The sequence below is a fragment of the Rhodococcus sp. NPDC056506 genome, from assembly GCF_042794945.1.
Classification (GTDB): Bacteria; Actinomycetota; Actinomycetes; order Mycobacteriales; family Mycobacteriaceae; genus Rhodococcus_F.
Genome location: NZ_JBHTSW010000023.1, coordinates 1 through 16,140, shown reverse-complemented (window position 1 = coordinate 16,140; position 16,140 = coordinate 1). Strand labels below are relative to the sequence as shown.

General features: G+C 64.7%; 16 protein-coding genes. All 16 read left to right on the top strand.

Going from position 1 to position 16,140, the window contains the following annotated elements:
• The first annotated feature begins 96 nt into the window (after nucleotides 1-96).
• The 16 genes from fmt to tpiA all read left to right on the top strand — a co-directional run bounded on the left by fmt (nucleotide 97) and on the right by tpiA (nucleotide 16,079).
• Nucleotides 97-1,020 carry a methionyl-tRNA formyltransferase gene (gene fmt / locus ACFQ6H_RS18620; protein ID WP_378445948.1) on the top strand — a complete coding sequence of 308 codons (924 nt, stop codon included), beginning with the start codon at nucleotides 97-99 and terminating at the stop codon, nucleotides 1,018-1,020.
• On the top strand, nucleotides 1,017-2,465 hold the full coding sequence (locus ACFQ6H_RS18615) for an RsmB/NOP family class I SAM-dependent RNA methyltransferase (protein WP_378647808.1): 1,449 nt from the start codon (nucleotides 1,017-1,019) through the stop codon (nucleotides 2,463-2,465). Before fmt ends, ACFQ6H_RS18615 begins: the two co-directional genes overlap by 4 nt.
• A gap of 40 nt (nucleotides 2,466-2,505) precedes the next feature.
• Nucleotides 2,506-2,853 carry an MmcQ/YjbR family DNA-binding protein gene (locus ACFQ6H_RS18610; RefSeq protein WP_283304635.1) on the top strand — a complete coding sequence of 116 codons (348 nt, stop codon included), beginning with the start codon at nucleotides 2,506-2,508 and terminating at the stop codon, nucleotides 2,851-2,853.
• A gap of 85 nt (nucleotides 2,854-2,938) precedes the next feature.
• A complete protein-coding gene (rpe, locus tag ACFQ6H_RS18605; protein ID WP_230815552.1) occupies nucleotides 2,939-3,622 on the top strand; it encodes a ribulose-phosphate 3-epimerase in 684 nt (227 codons plus the stop codon).
• A gap of 8 nt (nucleotides 3,623-3,630) precedes the next feature.
• Entirely contained in the window at nucleotides 3,631-4,683 is a 1,053-nt protein-coding gene (ribD, locus tag ACFQ6H_RS18600) for a bifunctional diaminohydroxyphosphoribosylaminopyrimidine deaminase/5-amino-6-(5-phosphoribosylamino)uracil reductase RibD (protein ID WP_378647806.1), read from the top strand.
• Nucleotides 4,684-4,688: 5 nt separating this feature from the next.
• Nucleotides 4,689-5,297, top strand: coding sequence for a riboflavin synthase (locus ACFQ6H_RS18595; RefSeq protein WP_003944892.1), 609 nt, complete (start codon nucleotides 4,689-4,691; stop codon nucleotides 5,295-5,297).
• 110 nt (nucleotides 5,298-5,407) lie between these two features.
• Nucleotides 5,408-6,682, top strand: coding sequence for a bifunctional 3,4-dihydroxy-2-butanone-4-phosphate synthase/GTP cyclohydrolase II (locus ACFQ6H_RS18590; protein WP_378544332.1), 1,275 nt, complete (start codon nucleotides 5,408-5,410; stop codon nucleotides 6,680-6,682).
• Nucleotides 6,679-7,176, top strand: a complete 498-nt coding sequence (gene ribH / locus ACFQ6H_RS18585; RefSeq protein WP_230815555.1) for a 6,7-dimethyl-8-ribityllumazine synthase — start codon at nucleotides 6,679-6,681, stop codon at nucleotides 7,174-7,176. The genes ACFQ6H_RS18590 and ribH overlap by 4 nt, the downstream gene beginning before the upstream one ends.
• Nucleotides 7,173-7,646: a PH domain-containing protein gene (locus tag ACFQ6H_RS18580; protein WP_378445951.1), complete on the top strand. Its 474-nt coding sequence runs from the start codon at nucleotides 7,173-7,175 to the stop codon at nucleotides 7,644-7,646. The genes ribH and ACFQ6H_RS18580 overlap by 4 nt, the downstream gene beginning before the upstream one ends.
• A 74-nt stretch (nucleotides 7,647-7,720) precedes the next feature.
• The gene (uvrC, locus tag ACFQ6H_RS18575) at nucleotides 7,721-9,913 is read left to right on the top strand and encodes an excinuclease ABC subunit UvrC (protein ID WP_378630260.1); all 2,193 of its coding nucleotides are present in this window, start codon (nucleotides 7,721-7,723) and stop codon (nucleotides 9,911-9,913) included.
• Nucleotides 9,910-10,809, top strand: a complete 900-nt coding sequence (gene rapZ, locus ACFQ6H_RS18570) for an RNase adapter RapZ (RefSeq protein WP_172436543.1) — start codon at nucleotides 9,910-9,912, stop codon at nucleotides 10,807-10,809. Before uvrC ends, rapZ begins: the two co-directional genes overlap by 4 nt.
• Nucleotides 10,806-11,906 (top strand): uridine diphosphate-N-acetylglucosamine-binding protein YvcK, encoded by a 1,101-nt coding sequence (yvcK, locus tag ACFQ6H_RS18565; protein WP_378647796.1) that lies wholly within the window; start codon nucleotides 10,806-10,808, stop codon nucleotides 11,904-11,906. The genes rapZ and yvcK overlap by 4 nt, the downstream gene beginning before the upstream one ends.
• Nucleotides 11,897-12,880, top strand: a complete 984-nt coding sequence (gene whiA, locus ACFQ6H_RS18560) for a DNA-binding protein WhiA (protein ID WP_230815559.1) — start codon at nucleotides 11,897-11,899, stop codon at nucleotides 12,878-12,880. Before yvcK ends, whiA begins: the two co-directional genes overlap by 10 nt.
• 158 nt (nucleotides 12,881-13,038) lie before the next feature.
• A complete protein-coding gene (gap, locus tag ACFQ6H_RS18555) occupies nucleotides 13,039-14,058 on the top strand; it encodes a type I glyceraldehyde-3-phosphate dehydrogenase (protein WP_003944851.1) in 1,020 nt (339 codons plus the stop codon).
• A gap of 17 nt (nucleotides 14,059-14,075) precedes the next feature.
• Nucleotides 14,076-15,287 (top strand): phosphoglycerate kinase, encoded by a 1,212-nt coding sequence (locus tag ACFQ6H_RS18550; RefSeq protein WP_378533134.1) that lies wholly within the window; start codon nucleotides 14,076-14,078, stop codon nucleotides 15,285-15,287.
• Between the two features lie 6 nt (nucleotides 15,288-15,293).
• Nucleotides 15,294-16,079 (top strand): triose-phosphate isomerase, encoded by a 786-nt coding sequence (tpiA, locus tag ACFQ6H_RS18545; protein ID WP_019748390.1) that lies wholly within the window; start codon nucleotides 15,294-15,296, stop codon nucleotides 16,077-16,079.
• Nucleotides 16,080-16,140 lie beyond the last annotated feature (61 nt).

The window sequence follows — 16,140 nt, the reverse complement described above, 5'->3', positions numbered from 1 at the left end:
CATCCGGGAGCATTTTCGTGAGTTGCAGTCCACCGCGTTCGACAGGCCGATCGGCTGATCAGAGTCCGAAGAGCCCACCGAAACGGGAGAGCTGACATGCGCGTCGTGTTCGCCGGGACGCCGGAACCCGCTGTTCCCTCCTTGCGTCGGCTGATCGAGTCGGCCAACCACGAAGTCGTCGCTGTCGTCACGCGTCCGGACGCCGTTGCCGGTCGAGGCCGAAAAGTCACCCGATCGCCGATCGGATTGCTCGCCGACGAGCACGACATCCCGGTGCTGACCCCGACCAAGGCGTCCGATCCCGACTTCGCGGCCGAACTCGCACGGCTCGAACCGGACTGCGCACCCGTCGTCGCCTACGGAAACTTGTTGCCGCAGAACGTACTCGACATCCCGAAATTCGGTTGGGTCAATCTGCATTTCTCCCTGCTCCCCGCCTGGCGCGGTGCCGCGCCTGTGCAGGCCGCGATCAGTGCCGGTGACGAGGTGACCGGAGCCAGCGCGTTTCGTTTGGAAGCCGGCATGGATACCGGCCCGGTGTACGGAGTGATGACCGAGCGCATTCGTGACACCGACACCGCAGGCGACCTACTCGGGCGTCTGGCGGAAAACGGCGCCGCTCTGCTCGAATCGGTACTCGACGGGCTCGAAGCCGGCGAGATCAACGCCGTTCCACAGTCTGCCGACGGCGTCTCGTACGCCCCCAAGGTGACGGTGGACGCTGCCCGTGTGAAGTGGGAATTGCCCGCGCGCACCATCGACCGTCACATCCGGGCCGTCACCCCCGCGCCCGGCGCGTGGACGATGATCGGTGACCTACGGGTCAAGGTCGGGCCGGTCACCGTCACGGACGAGACCCTGGCAATCGGTGAGATCTCGGTACGCAAGGATGGTCTGTACATCGGTACCGCGACCACCGCGGTACGACTCGGGCAGATTCAGCCCCCGGGCAAGAAATTGATGTCGGCAGGGGACTGGGCACGCGGTGCCCGACTCGACGCGGAGGTACGAGCACAGTGACCGAATCACGACGACCGGCACGACGGACACAGGGTCCCGGAGCCAAGAACGCGGCCGGTGGAAAGAACACCAAGCCGACGCAGGCCAAGCGCCCGGATCCGGCCACCGCCGGGCTCGATCAGCCGCGCCTGGCTGCGCGCGACGTACTGCGCGCGGTTCGTGAACGTGACGCGTACGCCAACCTGGTACTGCCCGGACTGCTTCGCGATCGCAAGCTCGACGCGCGCGACGCTGCGCTGGCAACCGAACTCGCGTACGGCGCCGCACGCGCGCAGGGTCTGTTGGACGCGGTCATCGCGCACGCAGCGGGTCGACCGATCGAGGAGATCGACGGAACCCTGCTCGACGTTCTCCGTCTGGGCTCGTATCAACTGCTGCGGACCCGCGTTGCCCCACACGCCGCTGTTGCCACCTCGGTCGACCTCGTTCGCGCCGAAAACGGTCAGGGCCGAGCAGGATTCGTCAACGCAGTCCTGCGTCGTGTCTCCGAACGCACTCAGGACGAGTGGGTCGAGTTGCTGGCCCCGAAGGACCCGATCGGCCGACTCGCCTTCGAGCACGCTCACCCTCTGTGGATCGCGCAGGTGTTTTCGGATTCGCTCGGCGCCGCAGCCGGAGAGCTCGAAGACGTCCTGATCGCCGACGACGCCCGCCCCGCCGTGCACCTCGTCGCCCGCCCCGGTGAGATCTCCGCCGAGGAGCTCGCGTTGGTGACCGGCGGCGAGATCGGGCCGTACTCGCCGTACGCCGTGCATCTCGACGGCGGTGACCCCGGACAGCTCGAGGCGGTTCGCCAAGGCTTGGCGGGCGTGCAGGACGAGGGCAGTCAGCTGGTTGCCCGCGCCCTCAGCATTGCTCCTCTCGAAGGTGACGACGCCGGCCGCTGGCTCGACCTCTGCGCAGGTCCAGGAGGCAAGGCGGCGCTTCTCGGCGCTCTTGCCGGTATCGAAGGCGGACGGCTCGACGCCGTCGAGCCCGTCGAACACCGTGCCGAACTGATCCGCAAGACCACTCGCGAGCTTCCCGTGGACGTGCACGTGGCGGACGGCCGCGAATCCGGACTCGAACCCGGATACGACCGCATCCTCGTCGACGCTCCCTGCACCGGCTTGGGCGCCCTGCGCCGGCGCCCGGAAGCTCGTTGGCGTCGCCAGCCGTCCGATGTCGCGCCGCTCGTGAAGTTGCAGCGCGAATTGCTCGCCGCTGCAATCGAACTGGTACGCCCCGGCGGAGTGGTGCTGTACTCGACGTGTTCGCCGCACCTGTCGGAAACGCTGGCAGTCGTCGCCGACGCAGTGAGGCGTCACGGCGTCGTGGAACTCGACACCAAGGAATTGGTGCCCGGTGTTCCGGACGTCGGAGACGGGACTTCGGTTCAGTTGTGGCCGCACCGGCACGGCACGGACGCGATGTTCATGGCCGCTTTGCGCAAGCCGCTGGCCTGATCGGATGACTTCTGGGCATCGGTAGTCGTATGGTGCCTACATGGTTACGTGGGAACAGGTTGTAGTACTGGGTTCGGCTCTTCCCTCCGTGGAGGAGTCGACCTCGTACAACACCCCGGCACTCAAGGTGGCAGGCAAGACTTTTGCGCGACTCCGCACCGAAGCGGAGGGCGCTTTGGTCTTGATGTGCGGTCTGGACGAGAAGGAAGCGCTACTCGCCAGTGGTGAGGCGCCTTTCTTCACGACAGATCACTATCACGGGCACGGCTCCATCCTCGTGCACCTCGAACTGATCGACGAGGTGCAATTGGCGGAGATGCTCGAAGATGCGTGGCGAATCAAGGCACCCGCCAAGGTGCGCAAGCTTCGCAGTGTCGTGAAGAACTGATCGGATTGCGCCTGTCCAACGGTGTGGCCGTTCTCTGATGACGGGCATGCACGGTCGGCAATGAAGCACAGCTAAACTCGGCGTCGTGGCTTCCCCGATGATTGCACCGTCCATTCTGTCCGCAGATTTTGCTCGACTCGCCGATGAAGCGACTGCCGTGTCCGGCTCCGACTGGCTTCACGTCGACGTGATGGACGCGCATTTTGTTCCCAATCTCACGCTCGGTCTGCCCGTCGTCGAGAGTCTGCTGAAGGCGACGGATATTCCGCTCGACTGCCACCTCATGATCGAGAACCCGGAGCGCTGGGCACCGCCGTACGCCGAGGCCGGCGCGTACAACGTCACGTTCCACGCCGAGGCCACCGACGATCCGCGTTCGGTTGCCCGTGACATTCGTGCAGCGGGCGCCAAGGCCGGACTGAGCGTCAAGCCGGGAACCCCGATCGACGACTACCTCGAAATCCTCAAGGACTTCGACACCCTTCTGATCATGAGCGTCGAACCCGGCTTCGGCGGCCAGTCCTTCATGCCGCAGGTGCTCGACAAGGCACGCGCAATTCGCAAGCTCGTCGATTCGGGTGAGTTGACGCTGCTCGTCGAAATCGACGGCGGCATCAACGCTTCCACGATCGAGCAGGCAGCGGAAGCCGGTATCGACTGCTTCGTCGCCGGTTCGGCGGTGTACGGAGCCAGCGATCCCGGTGAGGCGGTGCGCAAGCTCCGTGCGCAGGCTGCCTCGGCGTCGCCGCACCTGACGCTGTCGGTCTGAGCCGCTCGATGGCAAAGGGTGGACAGGCGTCGACGGCTGATCTCGACGCCGCGATGCAGATCGCGCTGGCCGCAGCTGATTCCGCGCGCGGATTCACCAGCCCCAACCCGCCCGTCGGCGCGGTCATCCTGGCGGCCGACGGCACCATCGCGGGCGTCGGTATGACGCAACCGCCCGGCGGACCGCACGCGGAGGTCGTGGCTCTCGACGAGGCCGGCGATGCAGCGCGTGGCGGTACGGCAGTGGTGACTCTGGAACCGTGCAATCACCAGGGACGAACCGGCCCGTGCTCACAGGCGTTGATCGACGCCGGAGTCTCGGCGGTTGTCTACGCAGTCGGTGATCCCAATCCGGAAGCCTCCGGCGGCGCAGCGACGCTCATGCGAGCCGGCATCAGCGTGACGGCCGGCCTGCGAGCACCCGAGGTGGAAGCTGGTCCACTGCGACCCTGGCTGCACAAACAGCGGACCGGTCGCCCGCACATCACGTGGAAATACGCGGCCAGTCTGGACGGACGCAGCGCCGCCGAGGACGGAACGAGTCAGTGGATCACCGGTCCGCAGGCGAGAGCGCGCGTGCATGCGCAGCGGGCACAGATCGACGCAATTGTGGTCGGCACCGGCACCGTGTTCGCCGACGACCCGTGGCTGACGGCGCGTCAGCCCACGGGTGAGCTCGCGGGGCACCAGCCCGTGCGCGTCGTCGTCGGAAAACGTGAAATACCTTCGACTGCAAGCGTTCTCGATGACACCGCACCGACTCTGGTACTCAACACCGACAACATCGACGAAGTAATCGAGGCGTTGGGGGAGTACACAGATGTACTGCTCGAAGGTGGGCCACGTCTGGCCGGAGCATTCCTCGCCGCCGGATATGTCGACGTCATCGAGGCGTACATCGCGCCGATACTTCTCGGCGCGGGCGCTTCGGCGCTCGTCGATGCCGGCGTGCACACCATTACCGACGCCCACCGATTCCGTTTGGAGTCCGCGGTAACGATCGGCCCCGATATTTTGTTGAGTCTGGTTCCGGAGAGTTTTGCTCCGGGGAACGAGGAGTAGGGCGCGTGTTCACAGGAATTGTGGAAGAACTCGGCGAAATTGTCGCCAAGGAAGAACTGGTCGATGCTGCACGGTTCACGGTGCGCGGGCCACTGGTCACCTCCGACGCCGGTCACGGTGATTCGATCGCGGTCAACGGGGTGTGCCTGACGGTCGTCGACGTGCTTGCCGACGGTTCGTTCACCGCAGACGTCATGCAGGAAACGCTGAACCGCTCGAGCCTGGCGAAGTTGGACGTCGGTTCTCGCGTCAACCTCGAGCGCGCCGCGGCGCTGAACAGCCGACTCGGTGGCCACCTGGTTCAAGGGCACGTCGACGGAACGGGCCATGTCATCTCCCGCTCGCCTTCCGAGAACTGGGAGGTAGTGCGGATCGCACTGCCGGACTCCATTTCCCGTTACGTCGTGGAGAAGGGTTCGATCACCGTCGACGGTGTCTCGCTGACGGTTTCCGCGCTGGGCGGCGACCGTGGGTTCGAGTACTTCGAGATCTCACTGATCCCCACGACGTTGGAGTTGACGACGCTCGGTACCGCGGTGGTCGGTACTCCGGTGAACCTCGAGGTGGACGTGATCGCGAAGTACGTCGAGCGGCTTCACTCTGCCGGTCGGTAGGACCAGGCTGATCGGACCCGTCCGATTGGTCGTAGGGTTGTGAGTGCATCCGTCGGATGCACTCGTTGTATTCGATGATGTGAAAAGTCAAGACTTTGGAGTGCGAGCACGTGACCAGGTTCGACAGTATCGAGCGCGCAGTAGCAGATATCGCTGCAGGTAAAGCTGTTGTCGTTGTGGACGACGAGGATCGTGAGAACGAAGGCGATCTCATCTTCGCCGCCGAGAAGGCCACCCCGGAACTGGTGGCGTTCATGGTTCGCTACACCTCCGGCTACCTGTGTGTGCCGCTCGACGGTGACGATTGCGATCGGTTGGGCCTGCCCCCGATGTACGCCACCAACCAGGACAAGCACGGCACGGCCTACACCGTCACCGTCGACGCCCGTGAGGGAATCGGTACCGGCATCTCGGCATCGGACCGCGCTGCGACGATGCGTCTGCTCGCCAACCCCGAAACCGGCGCCAACGATTTCACTCGTCCCGGCCATGTCGTGCCGCTCCGCGCGAAGGAAGGCGGAGTACTGCGTCGTCCGGGCCACACGGAAGCCGCAGTCGACCTCGCCCGCATGGCGGACCTGCGTCCCGCCGGCGTCATCTGCGAAATCGTCAGCCAGAAGGACGAGGGCGCGATGGCTCAGACCGACGAGTTGCGAGTCTTCGCCGACGAACACAACCTCGCTCTGATCTCGATCGCCGACCTCATCGCGTGGCGTCGCAAGCACGAGAAGCACGTGCTGCGTATCGCCGAAGCCCGCATCCCCACCCGTCACGGTGAGTTCACCGCTGTCGGCTACACGAGCATCTACGACGAGGTCGAGCACGTCGCGCTGGTGCGCGGCGACATCGCGGGCCCGGACGGTGACGGTAGCGACGTACTCGTCCGCGTTCACTCCGAGTGCCTCACCGGCGACGTCTTCGGTTCGCTGCGGTGCGACTGCGGCCCGCAACTCGATGCTGCACTGGACATGGTCGCTCAGGAGGGCCGGGGCGTTGTCCTGTACATGCGCGGACACGAGGGTCGCGGCATCGGTCTGATGCACAAGCTGCAGGCTTACCAGCTCCAGGACGCCGGTTCCGACACCGTCGACGCCAATCTCGAACTCGGGCTACCGGCCGACGCCCGCGACTACGGCATCGGTGCGCAGATCCTCGTCGATCTGGGCATCTCGTCGATGCGCCTGCTGACCAACAACCCGGCCAAGCGTGTCGGTCTGGACGGCTACGGCCTGCAGATCACCGACCGCGTTCCGATGCCACTGCGCGCGAATGCCGAAAACCTCACCTACCTGCGCACCAAGCGTGACCGGATGGGCCACGATCTGATCGGACTCGACGAGTACGAGGCGAACCAGAACTCCGCACAGCCCGGAACCGCACTGTGAGCGGCGAAGGTCAGCCGCAGCTCGCGATCGCCGAGGCCAAGGATCTGAAGCTGGCGATCGTTGCCGGGCAGTGGCACGCGACGATTTCCGAGGCCCTGATCGCCGGCGCACAGCGCGTCGCCGAGCAGGCACAGATCAAGGACGTGACACTGGTCCGTGTCGCCGGTGCGATCGAACTGCCGGTCGTTGCGCAGGCGTTGGCTCGCACCCACGACGCCGTTGTTGCACTCGGCGTCGTCATCCGCGGTGGTACTCCGCACTTCGAGTACGTGTGCGACGCGGTCACCGCCGGCCTCACACGCGTCTCGCTCGACGAAAGTACTCCCGTGGGGAACGGTGTCCTGACCACCGACACCGAGCAGCAGGCTCTTGACCGTTCGGGTCTGCCGGGTAGCGTCGAGGACAAGGGCGCACAGGCCTGCGCCGCCGCACTGGACACCGCAGTGACCCTGCGTCATCTCCGAGCACCATGGACCGAGGATTCGTTTCGATGAGCACACCCGGCGACAACGAGAACTGGGAACTGATCGCCTCACCGCGTAAGTCGACGCGGTACGCGATCGGCGTCGCTGTCCTTCTGGTGATCGTTCACGTCACACTTGCGCTCCTGCTCCGTCAGGGGTCCACCGGCGTGTACTTCCGCGCCGCGGACCAAATTGCGATGGCAGGCATCGGCACCGTTCTTGCTCTCGGTGTACTGATGTTGACCCGGCCTCGGGTCAAGGTGGGTAAGCAGGGAATCGCCGTACGAAACATCCTGGGCGAGAAGATCGTCGACTGGGATCTGTTCGAGGGGCTCTCGTTCCCCGACGGCGCCGCCTGGGCACGCATCGAATTGCCCGACGACGAGTACATGGCAGTGATGGCGATCCAGTCCAACGACCGCGAGTACGCCGTCGACACGGTCGGTAAGTTCCGCGAACTCGCCGACCGCTACGCACCGGTCGCGCACAAGAGCAACTGACGTCTTCCGGCCGGTTCGGTGCCCGCATCCTGCGCGTTTCCGAGTCGGTCGGTGGCGGCGACTAACCTGAAACCGTGCCGGATCCCTCGACTTACCGCCCCGCTACCGGAACCATTCCGGCCGCGCCGGGCGTCTACAAATTTCGTGATCCGCATGGTCGGGTCATTTACGTCGGAAAGGCGAAAAGCCTCCGTTCACGTTTGAACTCGTACTTCGCGGACGTCACGACGCTTCATCCCCGTACGCGGCAGATGGTGACCACTGCCGGCAGCGTCGAGTGGACCGTCGTCAGTACCGAAGTCGAAGCGCTTCAGCTCGAGTACAACTGGATCAAGGAATTCGATCCGCGGTTCAACGTGCGGTACCGCGACGACAAGACATATCCGGTTCTCGCTGTGACGCTCAACGAAGAGTTCCCGCGGTTGTTCGTCTACCGCGGTCCGCGGCGCAAGGGCGTCCGGTACTTCGGTCCCTACTCCCATGCCTGGGCGATCCGCGAAACTCTCGATCTGCTGCTACGAGTCTTTCCCGCACGAACGTGCTCGTCCGGAGTCTTCAAACGGCACAACCAGATCGGCCGTCCGTGTCTGCTCGGCTACATCGACAAGTGCTCGGCGCCCTGCGTCGGCCGCGTCAGTGCCATCGAGCATCGACAGATCGTCGAAGATTTCTGTGACTTCCTCGCCGGCCGCACCGACAAGCTGGTCAAAGACCTCGAGAAGCGCATGCAGCAGGCTTCCGAGGATCTCGACTTCGAGACCGCAGCTCGTCTGCGCGACGACATCGGAGCCTTGCGTAAGGCACTCGAGAAGCAGGCAGTGGTGCTCGGTGACGGCACCGACGCCGATCTCGTCGCTTTTGCCACCGATGATCTCGAGGCCGCTGTCCAGGTGTTCCACGTGCGCGGCGGACGAGTGCGCGGTCAGCGTGGATGGGTCGTGGAGAAGGCAGGCGACGCCATCGACTGGGCTGCGCTCGACGCCGAGTCGGACCTGCCGATTCTGGTCGAACAGTTCCTCACGCAGTTCTACGGCGAGCAGGCGGCCCTCGACCCGGGAGCGGGCTCCGGGGCCGGGATCAGTGCCGTACCCAAGGAAGTTCTGGTGCCGGTTCTGCCGGCAAACGCGACCGAGATCCAGGCGTGGTTGAGCGAGCTTCGGGGATCGCAAGTGCAACTGCGGGTTCCGCAACGCGGCGACAAGAAGGACCTCGCCGAAACAGTCCAGCGAAACGCGAAAGAGGCTCTGGCGCAGCACAAGCTGAAGCGCGCCGGGGATTTCACTTCACGATCAGCGGCGCTGCAGGGCATTCAAGAAGCGCTGGACCTGGATTCGGCTCCGCTACGAATCGAATGTATCGACATCAGTCACGTCCAGGGAACCGACGTCGTGGCGTCACTGGTCGTGTTCGAGGACGGGCTCCCGCGCAAGTCGGACTACCGGCACTACGCGATCAAGGAAGCTGCCGGCGACGGTCATTCCGACGACGTGGCGAGTATCGCCGAGATCACCCGCAGGCGGTTCCTGCGCCACAACCGCGACCTGGGCGTCCTCGCGGCGTCGGCGTCGACCATGGACGCGGACGGCGGGGATCTCGCTCCCGAAGCGGCGATCGACCCGGCCACCGGTCGGCCTCGGCGCTTCGCGTATCCACCCAATCTGTTCGTCGTGGACGGCGGCGCCCCTCAGGTCACGGCGGCAGCTGCTGTCCTCGACGAGTTGGGGGTCACCGACGTCGCGGTGGTCGGGTTGGCCAAGCGCCTCGAAGAGGTATGGGTGCCGGGCGAGGAAGATCCGGTGATCCTTCCCCGAACGAGTGAGTCGCTGTACCTACTGCAGCGCATCCGCGACGAAGCTCACCGCTTCGCGATCACCTTCCATCGCAGCAAGCGCTCGAGGCGCATGACGGCTTCGGCGTTGGACTCGGTCAAGGGGCTCGGTGAAACCCGTCGTACCGCTCTGGTGGCTCACTTCGGTTCCGTGGCGAAGCTGAAAACGGCAACGGTCGAGGAGATCATGCAGGTCCCTGGTATCGGTGAGACCACCGCCACAGCAGTTCTGGCCGCACTGGGAACGGATTCGGCTGCGGCCGATGCGGGTGCTGAAGCTCGAGCGCTGCCCGCCGCGGTAGGGGATGATGAGCTGGACACGGAATCCGAATCGTCTGTTACGTCTGCTGACGCGCCCAGCGCTGAATCCGGTAGCGGTGACGAGGGCTCCGAGTCGCGAGAATTGTCCATGCCGACGACGGGGCCGAGTGCACAGTGACTACCGACAGCGCCAAAGACAGTCGAACGATGGATTTCCTGCTGGTGACGGGATTGTCCGGAGCAGGTTTGAGTACCGCGGCCAAGGTGCTCGAAGACCTCGGCTGGTATGTCGCGGACAATTTGCCACCTGAGCTGATTTCCCGGATGGTCGGTCTGAGCTTGACCTCCGATCCGCCGGTCGATCGTCTCGCCGTCGTGATCGACGTGCGAAGTCGACTCTTCACCGGAGACCTCGGTTGGGTGCTCACCGAACTCGAGGCGGAACCGATCCACACCCGGGTGCTCTACCTCGAAGCATCGGACGACGTGTTGATCCGGCGGTTCGAACAGGTGCGCCGCAGCCATCCCTTGCAGAACGACGGCATCGACGGCACGTTGTCCGAGGGGATCGCAGCCGAGCGTCGGCAGTTGGCCGTGGTGAAGGCGGCCGCCGATCTGGTCATCGACACGTCGGCGTTGAAGGCTCATCAGCTGCGTCAGAAGATCGAAACCGCGTTCGGGAACGATGCAAACCGCACGATGAAGGTGACGGTTCAGTCGTTCGGATTCAAGTACGGCCTGCCGATGGATGCCGATCTCGTCTGTGACGTTCGATTCCTGCCCAATCCCCACTGGATCCCCGAACTTCGTCCGCACACCGGTCAAGATGCCGACGTCCGCGACTACGTGTTGTCCCGAGAGGGCGCCGAAGACTATCTCGACACCTACCGTCATCTGGTGGATTTGACGATCGCTGGATATCGACGAGAAGGAAAGCGCTACATGACAATTGCGGTCGGGTGCACCGGCGGTAAGCACCGCAGCGTGGCCATGTCCGAAGCTCTCGCGAGGCGTCTGGGTTCCGAGGAAGACATCTCGGTCAGCATCGTGCACCGGGATCTGGGGCGCGAATGAGTGAACCGACACAGCGCTCGCCGGAAGCACTCGAGGGGCCGGCCATCGTCGCTCTGGGCGGCGGGCACGGATTGTTCGCCACCCTCCAAGCCGTCAGACGCCTGACTGTCGACGTCACCGCGGTGGTCACGGTCGCCGACGACGGTGGTTCCTCGGGCCGGCTGCGCGCCGAGCTCGGCGTCATCCCGCCCGGCGACCTACGGATGGCGCTGGCGGCTCTGGCGTCCGACGAACCCGAGATAGTCGACTGGACGCGGACCATCCAGCATCGCTTCGGCGGGGTCGGCGCGCTCGCCGGGCACTCGGTGGGCAATCTCATCCTGGCCGGCCTCACCGAGGTGCTCGGTGATCCAGTGGTCGCGCTCGACGAGATGGCGCGACTGCTGCGAATCCGCGGCCGTGTGTTGCCGATGTCGCCGATCGCGCTCGAGATCGAAGCCGACGTTCAAGGACTCGAAGAGGACCCCCGCGTCAGCCGCTGCATTCGTGGACAGGTTGCCGTCGCGACGACGCCGGGCAAGGTCCGGCGCGTGAGACTGCTCCCGTCCAATCCTCCCGCGTGCCCCGACGCCGTGACCGCGATCGATCGTGCCGATCTCGTGGTCCTCGGACCCGGATCGTGGTTTTCGAGCGTGATCCCGCACGTCCTGGTACCCGAACTCGTCGAATCACTCTCGTCGACGAAGGCTCGAAAAGTGCTGGTGCTCAATCTCGCCCCCGAGCCGGGGGAGACCGCCGGATTCTCCGCAGAGCGTCACCTGCACGTACTCTCCCAACACGTGCCCGATTTCCGGGTCGACTACGTGGTGGTCGACTCGGCGTCGGTACCGGCCGGGCGCGAACGTGAACATCTGCAGCGTGCGGCGGATCAATTTTCGGCCGAAGTGAGGTACGCGGAAGTCGCGGACACCTCACCGGGCGCAGCGCATGTACACGATCCGGCGAAACTGGCCGACGTGTTGGCCGAACTGTCGAGCAGTGCGGCAGTGGGGGATTCGACACAGCGTTCCCGGCAAGACCAGCCTTCCCGGCAAGACCAGCCTTCCCGGCAAGAACAGTATTCCGAAGAACAGAGGGAGAACGCTTCGTGGCAATGACAGCGGAGGTCAAGGACGAACTGAGCCGGTTAGTGGTGACTCAGGTCAGCTGCCGCAAGGCAGAGGTCTCCGCGTTGCTGCGCTTTGCCGGTGGACTCCACATAGTCGGCGGCCGGGTGGTCGTCGAAGCGGAGGTCGATCTGGGCTCCACGGCGCGACGTCTGCGCCGGGAGATCTTCGACCTGTTCACTTACAGCGCCGACGTTCACGTACTCAGTGCAGGCGGACTTCGAAAGTCCGCTCGCTACATCGTGCGCGTGGCGAAGGAAGGTGAGGCGCTCGCCCGCCAGACGGGACTACTCGATCTTCGCGGACGCCCGGTTCGCGGCTTGCCTGCGCAGGTGGTCGGCGGAAGTGTCGGCGACGCCGAAGCAGCTTGGCGCGGAGCGTTCCTCGCGCACGGTTCCCTGACCGAACCCGGCCGTTCGTCGGCGCTCGAAGTGAGCTGCCCGGGCCCGGAAGCCGCACTGGCATTGGTCGGAGCTGCGCGGCGTCTCGGGATCTCGGCGAAGGCACGTGAGGTGCGCGGAACGGATCGTGTGGTGATCCGCGACGGCGAGGCCATCGGCGATCTCCTGACCCGAATGGGAGCCCAGGACACGCGTCTGGTGTGGGAGGAGCGACGGATGCGACGCGAGGTCCGCGCCACCGCCAATCGCCTCGCCAATTTCGACGACGCGAACCTGCGACGCTCGGCTCGCGCTGCCGTTGCCGCTGCTGCACGCGTCGAGCGTGCGTTGGAGATCCTCGGCGAGGACGTGCCCGATCACCTCGCCGCGGCGGGCGCACTGCGCGTCGAGCATCGACAGGCGTCCCTCGAGGAACTGGGCCAGTTGGCGGACCCGCCGATGACCAAGGACGCCGTTGCCGGACGTATCCGTCGCCTGCTGTCCATGGCTGATCGCAAGGCAAAGGAAACGGGCATACCCGACACCGAATCGGCAGTGAATGCGGAGCTACTCGAAGAGGGGTGACCTGCCCTCCGTCAGGGTGGGCTGCGCACGTTCGGGCCACGCGCATTAGGGTATGAGTCACATCGACCGATGAACCCCACGTCCGCGTCGTGCACACACGGATTCGGAGTATGCGTGGGTCAAGTTGCACACCAGAATCATGGTCAAAGGAGCGAATTGTGACTGTCCGGGTTGGCGTAAACGGTTTCGGCCGTATCGGACGTAACTTCTTCAGGGCGGTGGATGCGCAGAAGGCGCTCGGAACCACCGATATCGAGATCGTGGCAGTCAACGACCTGACTGACAATGCGACGCTCGCTCACCTGCTGAAGTACGACTCCATCCTCGGCCGTTTGCCGTACGACGTGTCGCTCGACGGTGACGACACGATCGTTGTCGGCGATCAGCGCATCAAGGCCCTCGCACACCGCGGCCCGTTGAACGAACTTCCCTGGGGCGAGTTGGGCGTCGACGTCGTCGTCGAGTCCACCGGCATCTTCACCGACGCCGCAAAGGCCAAGGGACACCTCGAAGCCGGCGCCAAGAAGGTCATCATCTCGGCTCCGGCCAAGGGTGAAGACATCACCATCGTCATGGGCGTCAACGACGACAAGTACGACGGCAGCCAGAACATCATCTCCAACGCGTCGTGCACCACCAACTGCCTCGGCCCCATCGCCAAGGTTCTCGACGACGAGTTCGGCATCGTCAAGGGTCTGATGACCACGATCCACGCGTACACCCAGGATCAGAACCTGCAGGACGCTCCGCACGCAGACCTCCGTCGCGCCCGCGCAGCCGCCCTCAACATCGTTCCCACCGGCACCGGTGCAGCCAAGGCAATCGGCCTGGTCCTCCCGCAGCTGCTCGGCAAGCTCGACGGCTACGCACTGCGCGTGCCGATCCCCACGGGCTCGGTCACCGACCTCACCGCGAACCTGAAGAAGTCGGCCACCGCCGACGAGATCAACGCCGCGATGAAGGCTGCTGCCGAAGGACCCCTCAAGGGCATCCTGAAGTACACCGACGCACCGATCGTCTCCTCGGACATCGTCACCGACCCGCACTCGTCGATCTTCGACTCGGGTCTGACGAAGGTCATCGACGACCAGGTCAAGATCGTTTCCTGGTACGACAACGAGTGGGGCTACTCCAACCGCCTCGCCGACCTCATCGGCCTCGTCGCCAAGTCTCTCTGAGCGGAGTTTCGATAACAGTGGCAGTTCAGACGCTGAAGGATCTGCTGGACGCTGGGGTCGAGGGGCGCACCGTACTGGTGCGTTCCGACCTCAACGTCCCGTTGGATGGCGGAGAAATCACGGACCCGGGCCGCATCGTCGCGTCCGCTCCCACCCTGCGGGCACTTGCCGAGGGTGGAGCGAAGGTCATCGTGACCGCGCACCTCGGGCGCCCCGACGGTCAGCCCGATCCCAAGTTCTCCCTCGCACCGGTTGCTGCGAAGTTGGCCGAAATCCTCGGTCGCAACGTGCAACTCGCCGGTGATGTCGTGGGACAGGACGCGCTGGCTCGTTCCGAAGGACTCACCGACGGTGACGTCCTGATGCTCGAGAACATCCGTTTCGACCCTCGCGAGACCAGCAAGGACGAAGCCGAGCGGGTCAAGCTCGCCCAGGCTCTCGTCGAGCTGGTCGGTGACGACGGCGCATTCGTCTCCGACGGATTCGGTGTTGTTCACCGCAAGCAGGCGTCGGTCTTCGACGTCGCGAAGCTGCTCCCGCACTACGCGGGTTACCTCGTCGGCGCCGAGGTCGAGGTGCTCGCCAAGCTCACGCAGGACGCAGCGCGTCCGTACGCGGTGGTGCTCGGCGGCTCCAAGGTCTCGGACAAGCTGGCCGTCATCGAGGCACTGGCACCGAAGGTCGACACTCTGGTGATCGGCGGCGGAATGTTCTACACGTTCCTCGCGGCTCAGGGTGTGTCCGTGGGCAATTCGCTGTGCGAAGAGTCCATGATCGGGACCTGCAAGGATCTCCTCGACCGGTACGCCGACGTCATCCACATCCCTCAGGATGTTGTTGTCGCGGACTCCTTCTCGGCCGATGCCGAGTCGAAGATCGTTCCGTTCGACGAGATTCCCGACGGTTGGATGGGTCTGGACATCGGACCCGAGTCGGTCAAGCGCTTTGCCGCGATCCTGACCGGCGCCAAGACCGTGTTCTGGAACGGCCCGATGGGCGTGTTCGAGTTCCCGAAGTTCGAGGCAGGCACCCGCGGTGTCGCCGAGGCAATCGTGGAGGCAACCGAGAAGGGTGCCTTCAGCGTCGTCGGCGGCGGCGACTCCGCAGCAGCCGTTCGTCAGCTCGGTATCCCGGACGAGGGCTTCTCGCACATTTCCACCGGTGGTGGCGCTTCCCTCGAGTACCTCGAGGGCAAAGAGCTGCCTGGCATCGCAGTACTGGAAGGCTGATCCGACATGGCACGTAAGCCGTTGATCGCCGGCAACTGGAAGATGAATCTGAACCACCTCGAGGCTATCGCCCTGGTGCAGAAGATCGCTTTCTCCTTGCCTGCGAAGTACTTCGACAAAGTGGATGTCACGGTCATCCCGCCGTTCACCGACATCCGAAGCGTCCAGACGCTGATCGAGGGCGACAAGCTCCTCCTCACGTACGGCGCGCAGGATGTCTCGGCTCAGGACTCGGGCGCGTTCACGGGCGAGATCAGCGGCTCCATGCTGGCCAAGCTCGGTTGCACCTTCGTCGTGGTCGGTCACTCGGAGCGTCGCACCCTTCACGGTGAGACCAACGAGACCGTCCTCGCGAAGACCAAGGCCGCTCTCAAGAACGGCCTCACGCCGATCGTGTGCATCGGCGAAGGCCTCGAGATCCGCGAGGCCGGCGATCACGTCGCCTACAACGTCGACCAGCTCAAGGGTTCGTTGGCGGGCCTGAGCGCGGAGGAGATCTCCAAGATCGTCATCGCGTACGAGCCTGTCTGGGCCATCGGCACCGGCCGTGTCGCTTCTGCCGCAGATGCACAGGAAGTGTGCGCTGCGGTGCGAGCAACAGTCGCCGAACTTGCCGACGCCGAGGTCGCAGCCGGCGTTCGCGTCCTGTACGGCGGTAGCGTCAGCTCCAAGAACGTCGGAGAGATCGTCGGCCAGACCGACGTCGACGGTGCTCTTGTCGGCGGCGCGTCACTCAAGGCTGACGAGTTCGCGACACTGTCTGCGATCGCTGCAGGCGGTCCACTCCCGTGATGTGATCGGGTCGTGAGCTGAAACTGCTCGAGACTGAAACTGCGGGCGTGTGACCGAATAG

Excerpts from the sequence above, each read along its gene's own strand:
- fmt (WP_378445948.1), top strand. The coding sequence starts at position 97 with ATGCGCGTCGTGTTCGCCGGGACGCCGGAACCCGCTGTTCCCTCCTTG.
- ACFQ6H_RS18610 (WP_283304635.1), top strand. The coding sequence starts at position 2,506 with ATGGTTACGTGGGAACAGGTTGTAGTACTGGGTTCGGCTCTTCCCTCC.
- ribD (WP_378647806.1), top strand. The coding sequence starts at position 3,631 with ATGGCAAAGGGTGGACAGGCGTCGACGGCTGATCTCGACGCCGCGATG.
- ACFQ6H_RS18580 (WP_378445951.1), top strand. The coding sequence starts at position 7,173 with ATGAGCACACCCGGCGACAACGAGAACTGGGAACTGATCGCCTCACCG.
- yvcK (WP_378647796.1), top strand. The coding sequence starts at position 10,806 with ATGAGTGAACCGACACAGCGCTCGCCGGAAGCACTCGAGGGGCCGGCC.
- tpiA (WP_019748390.1), top strand. The coding sequence starts at position 15,294 with ATGGCACGTAAGCCGTTGATCGCCGGCAACTGGAAGATGAATCTGAAC.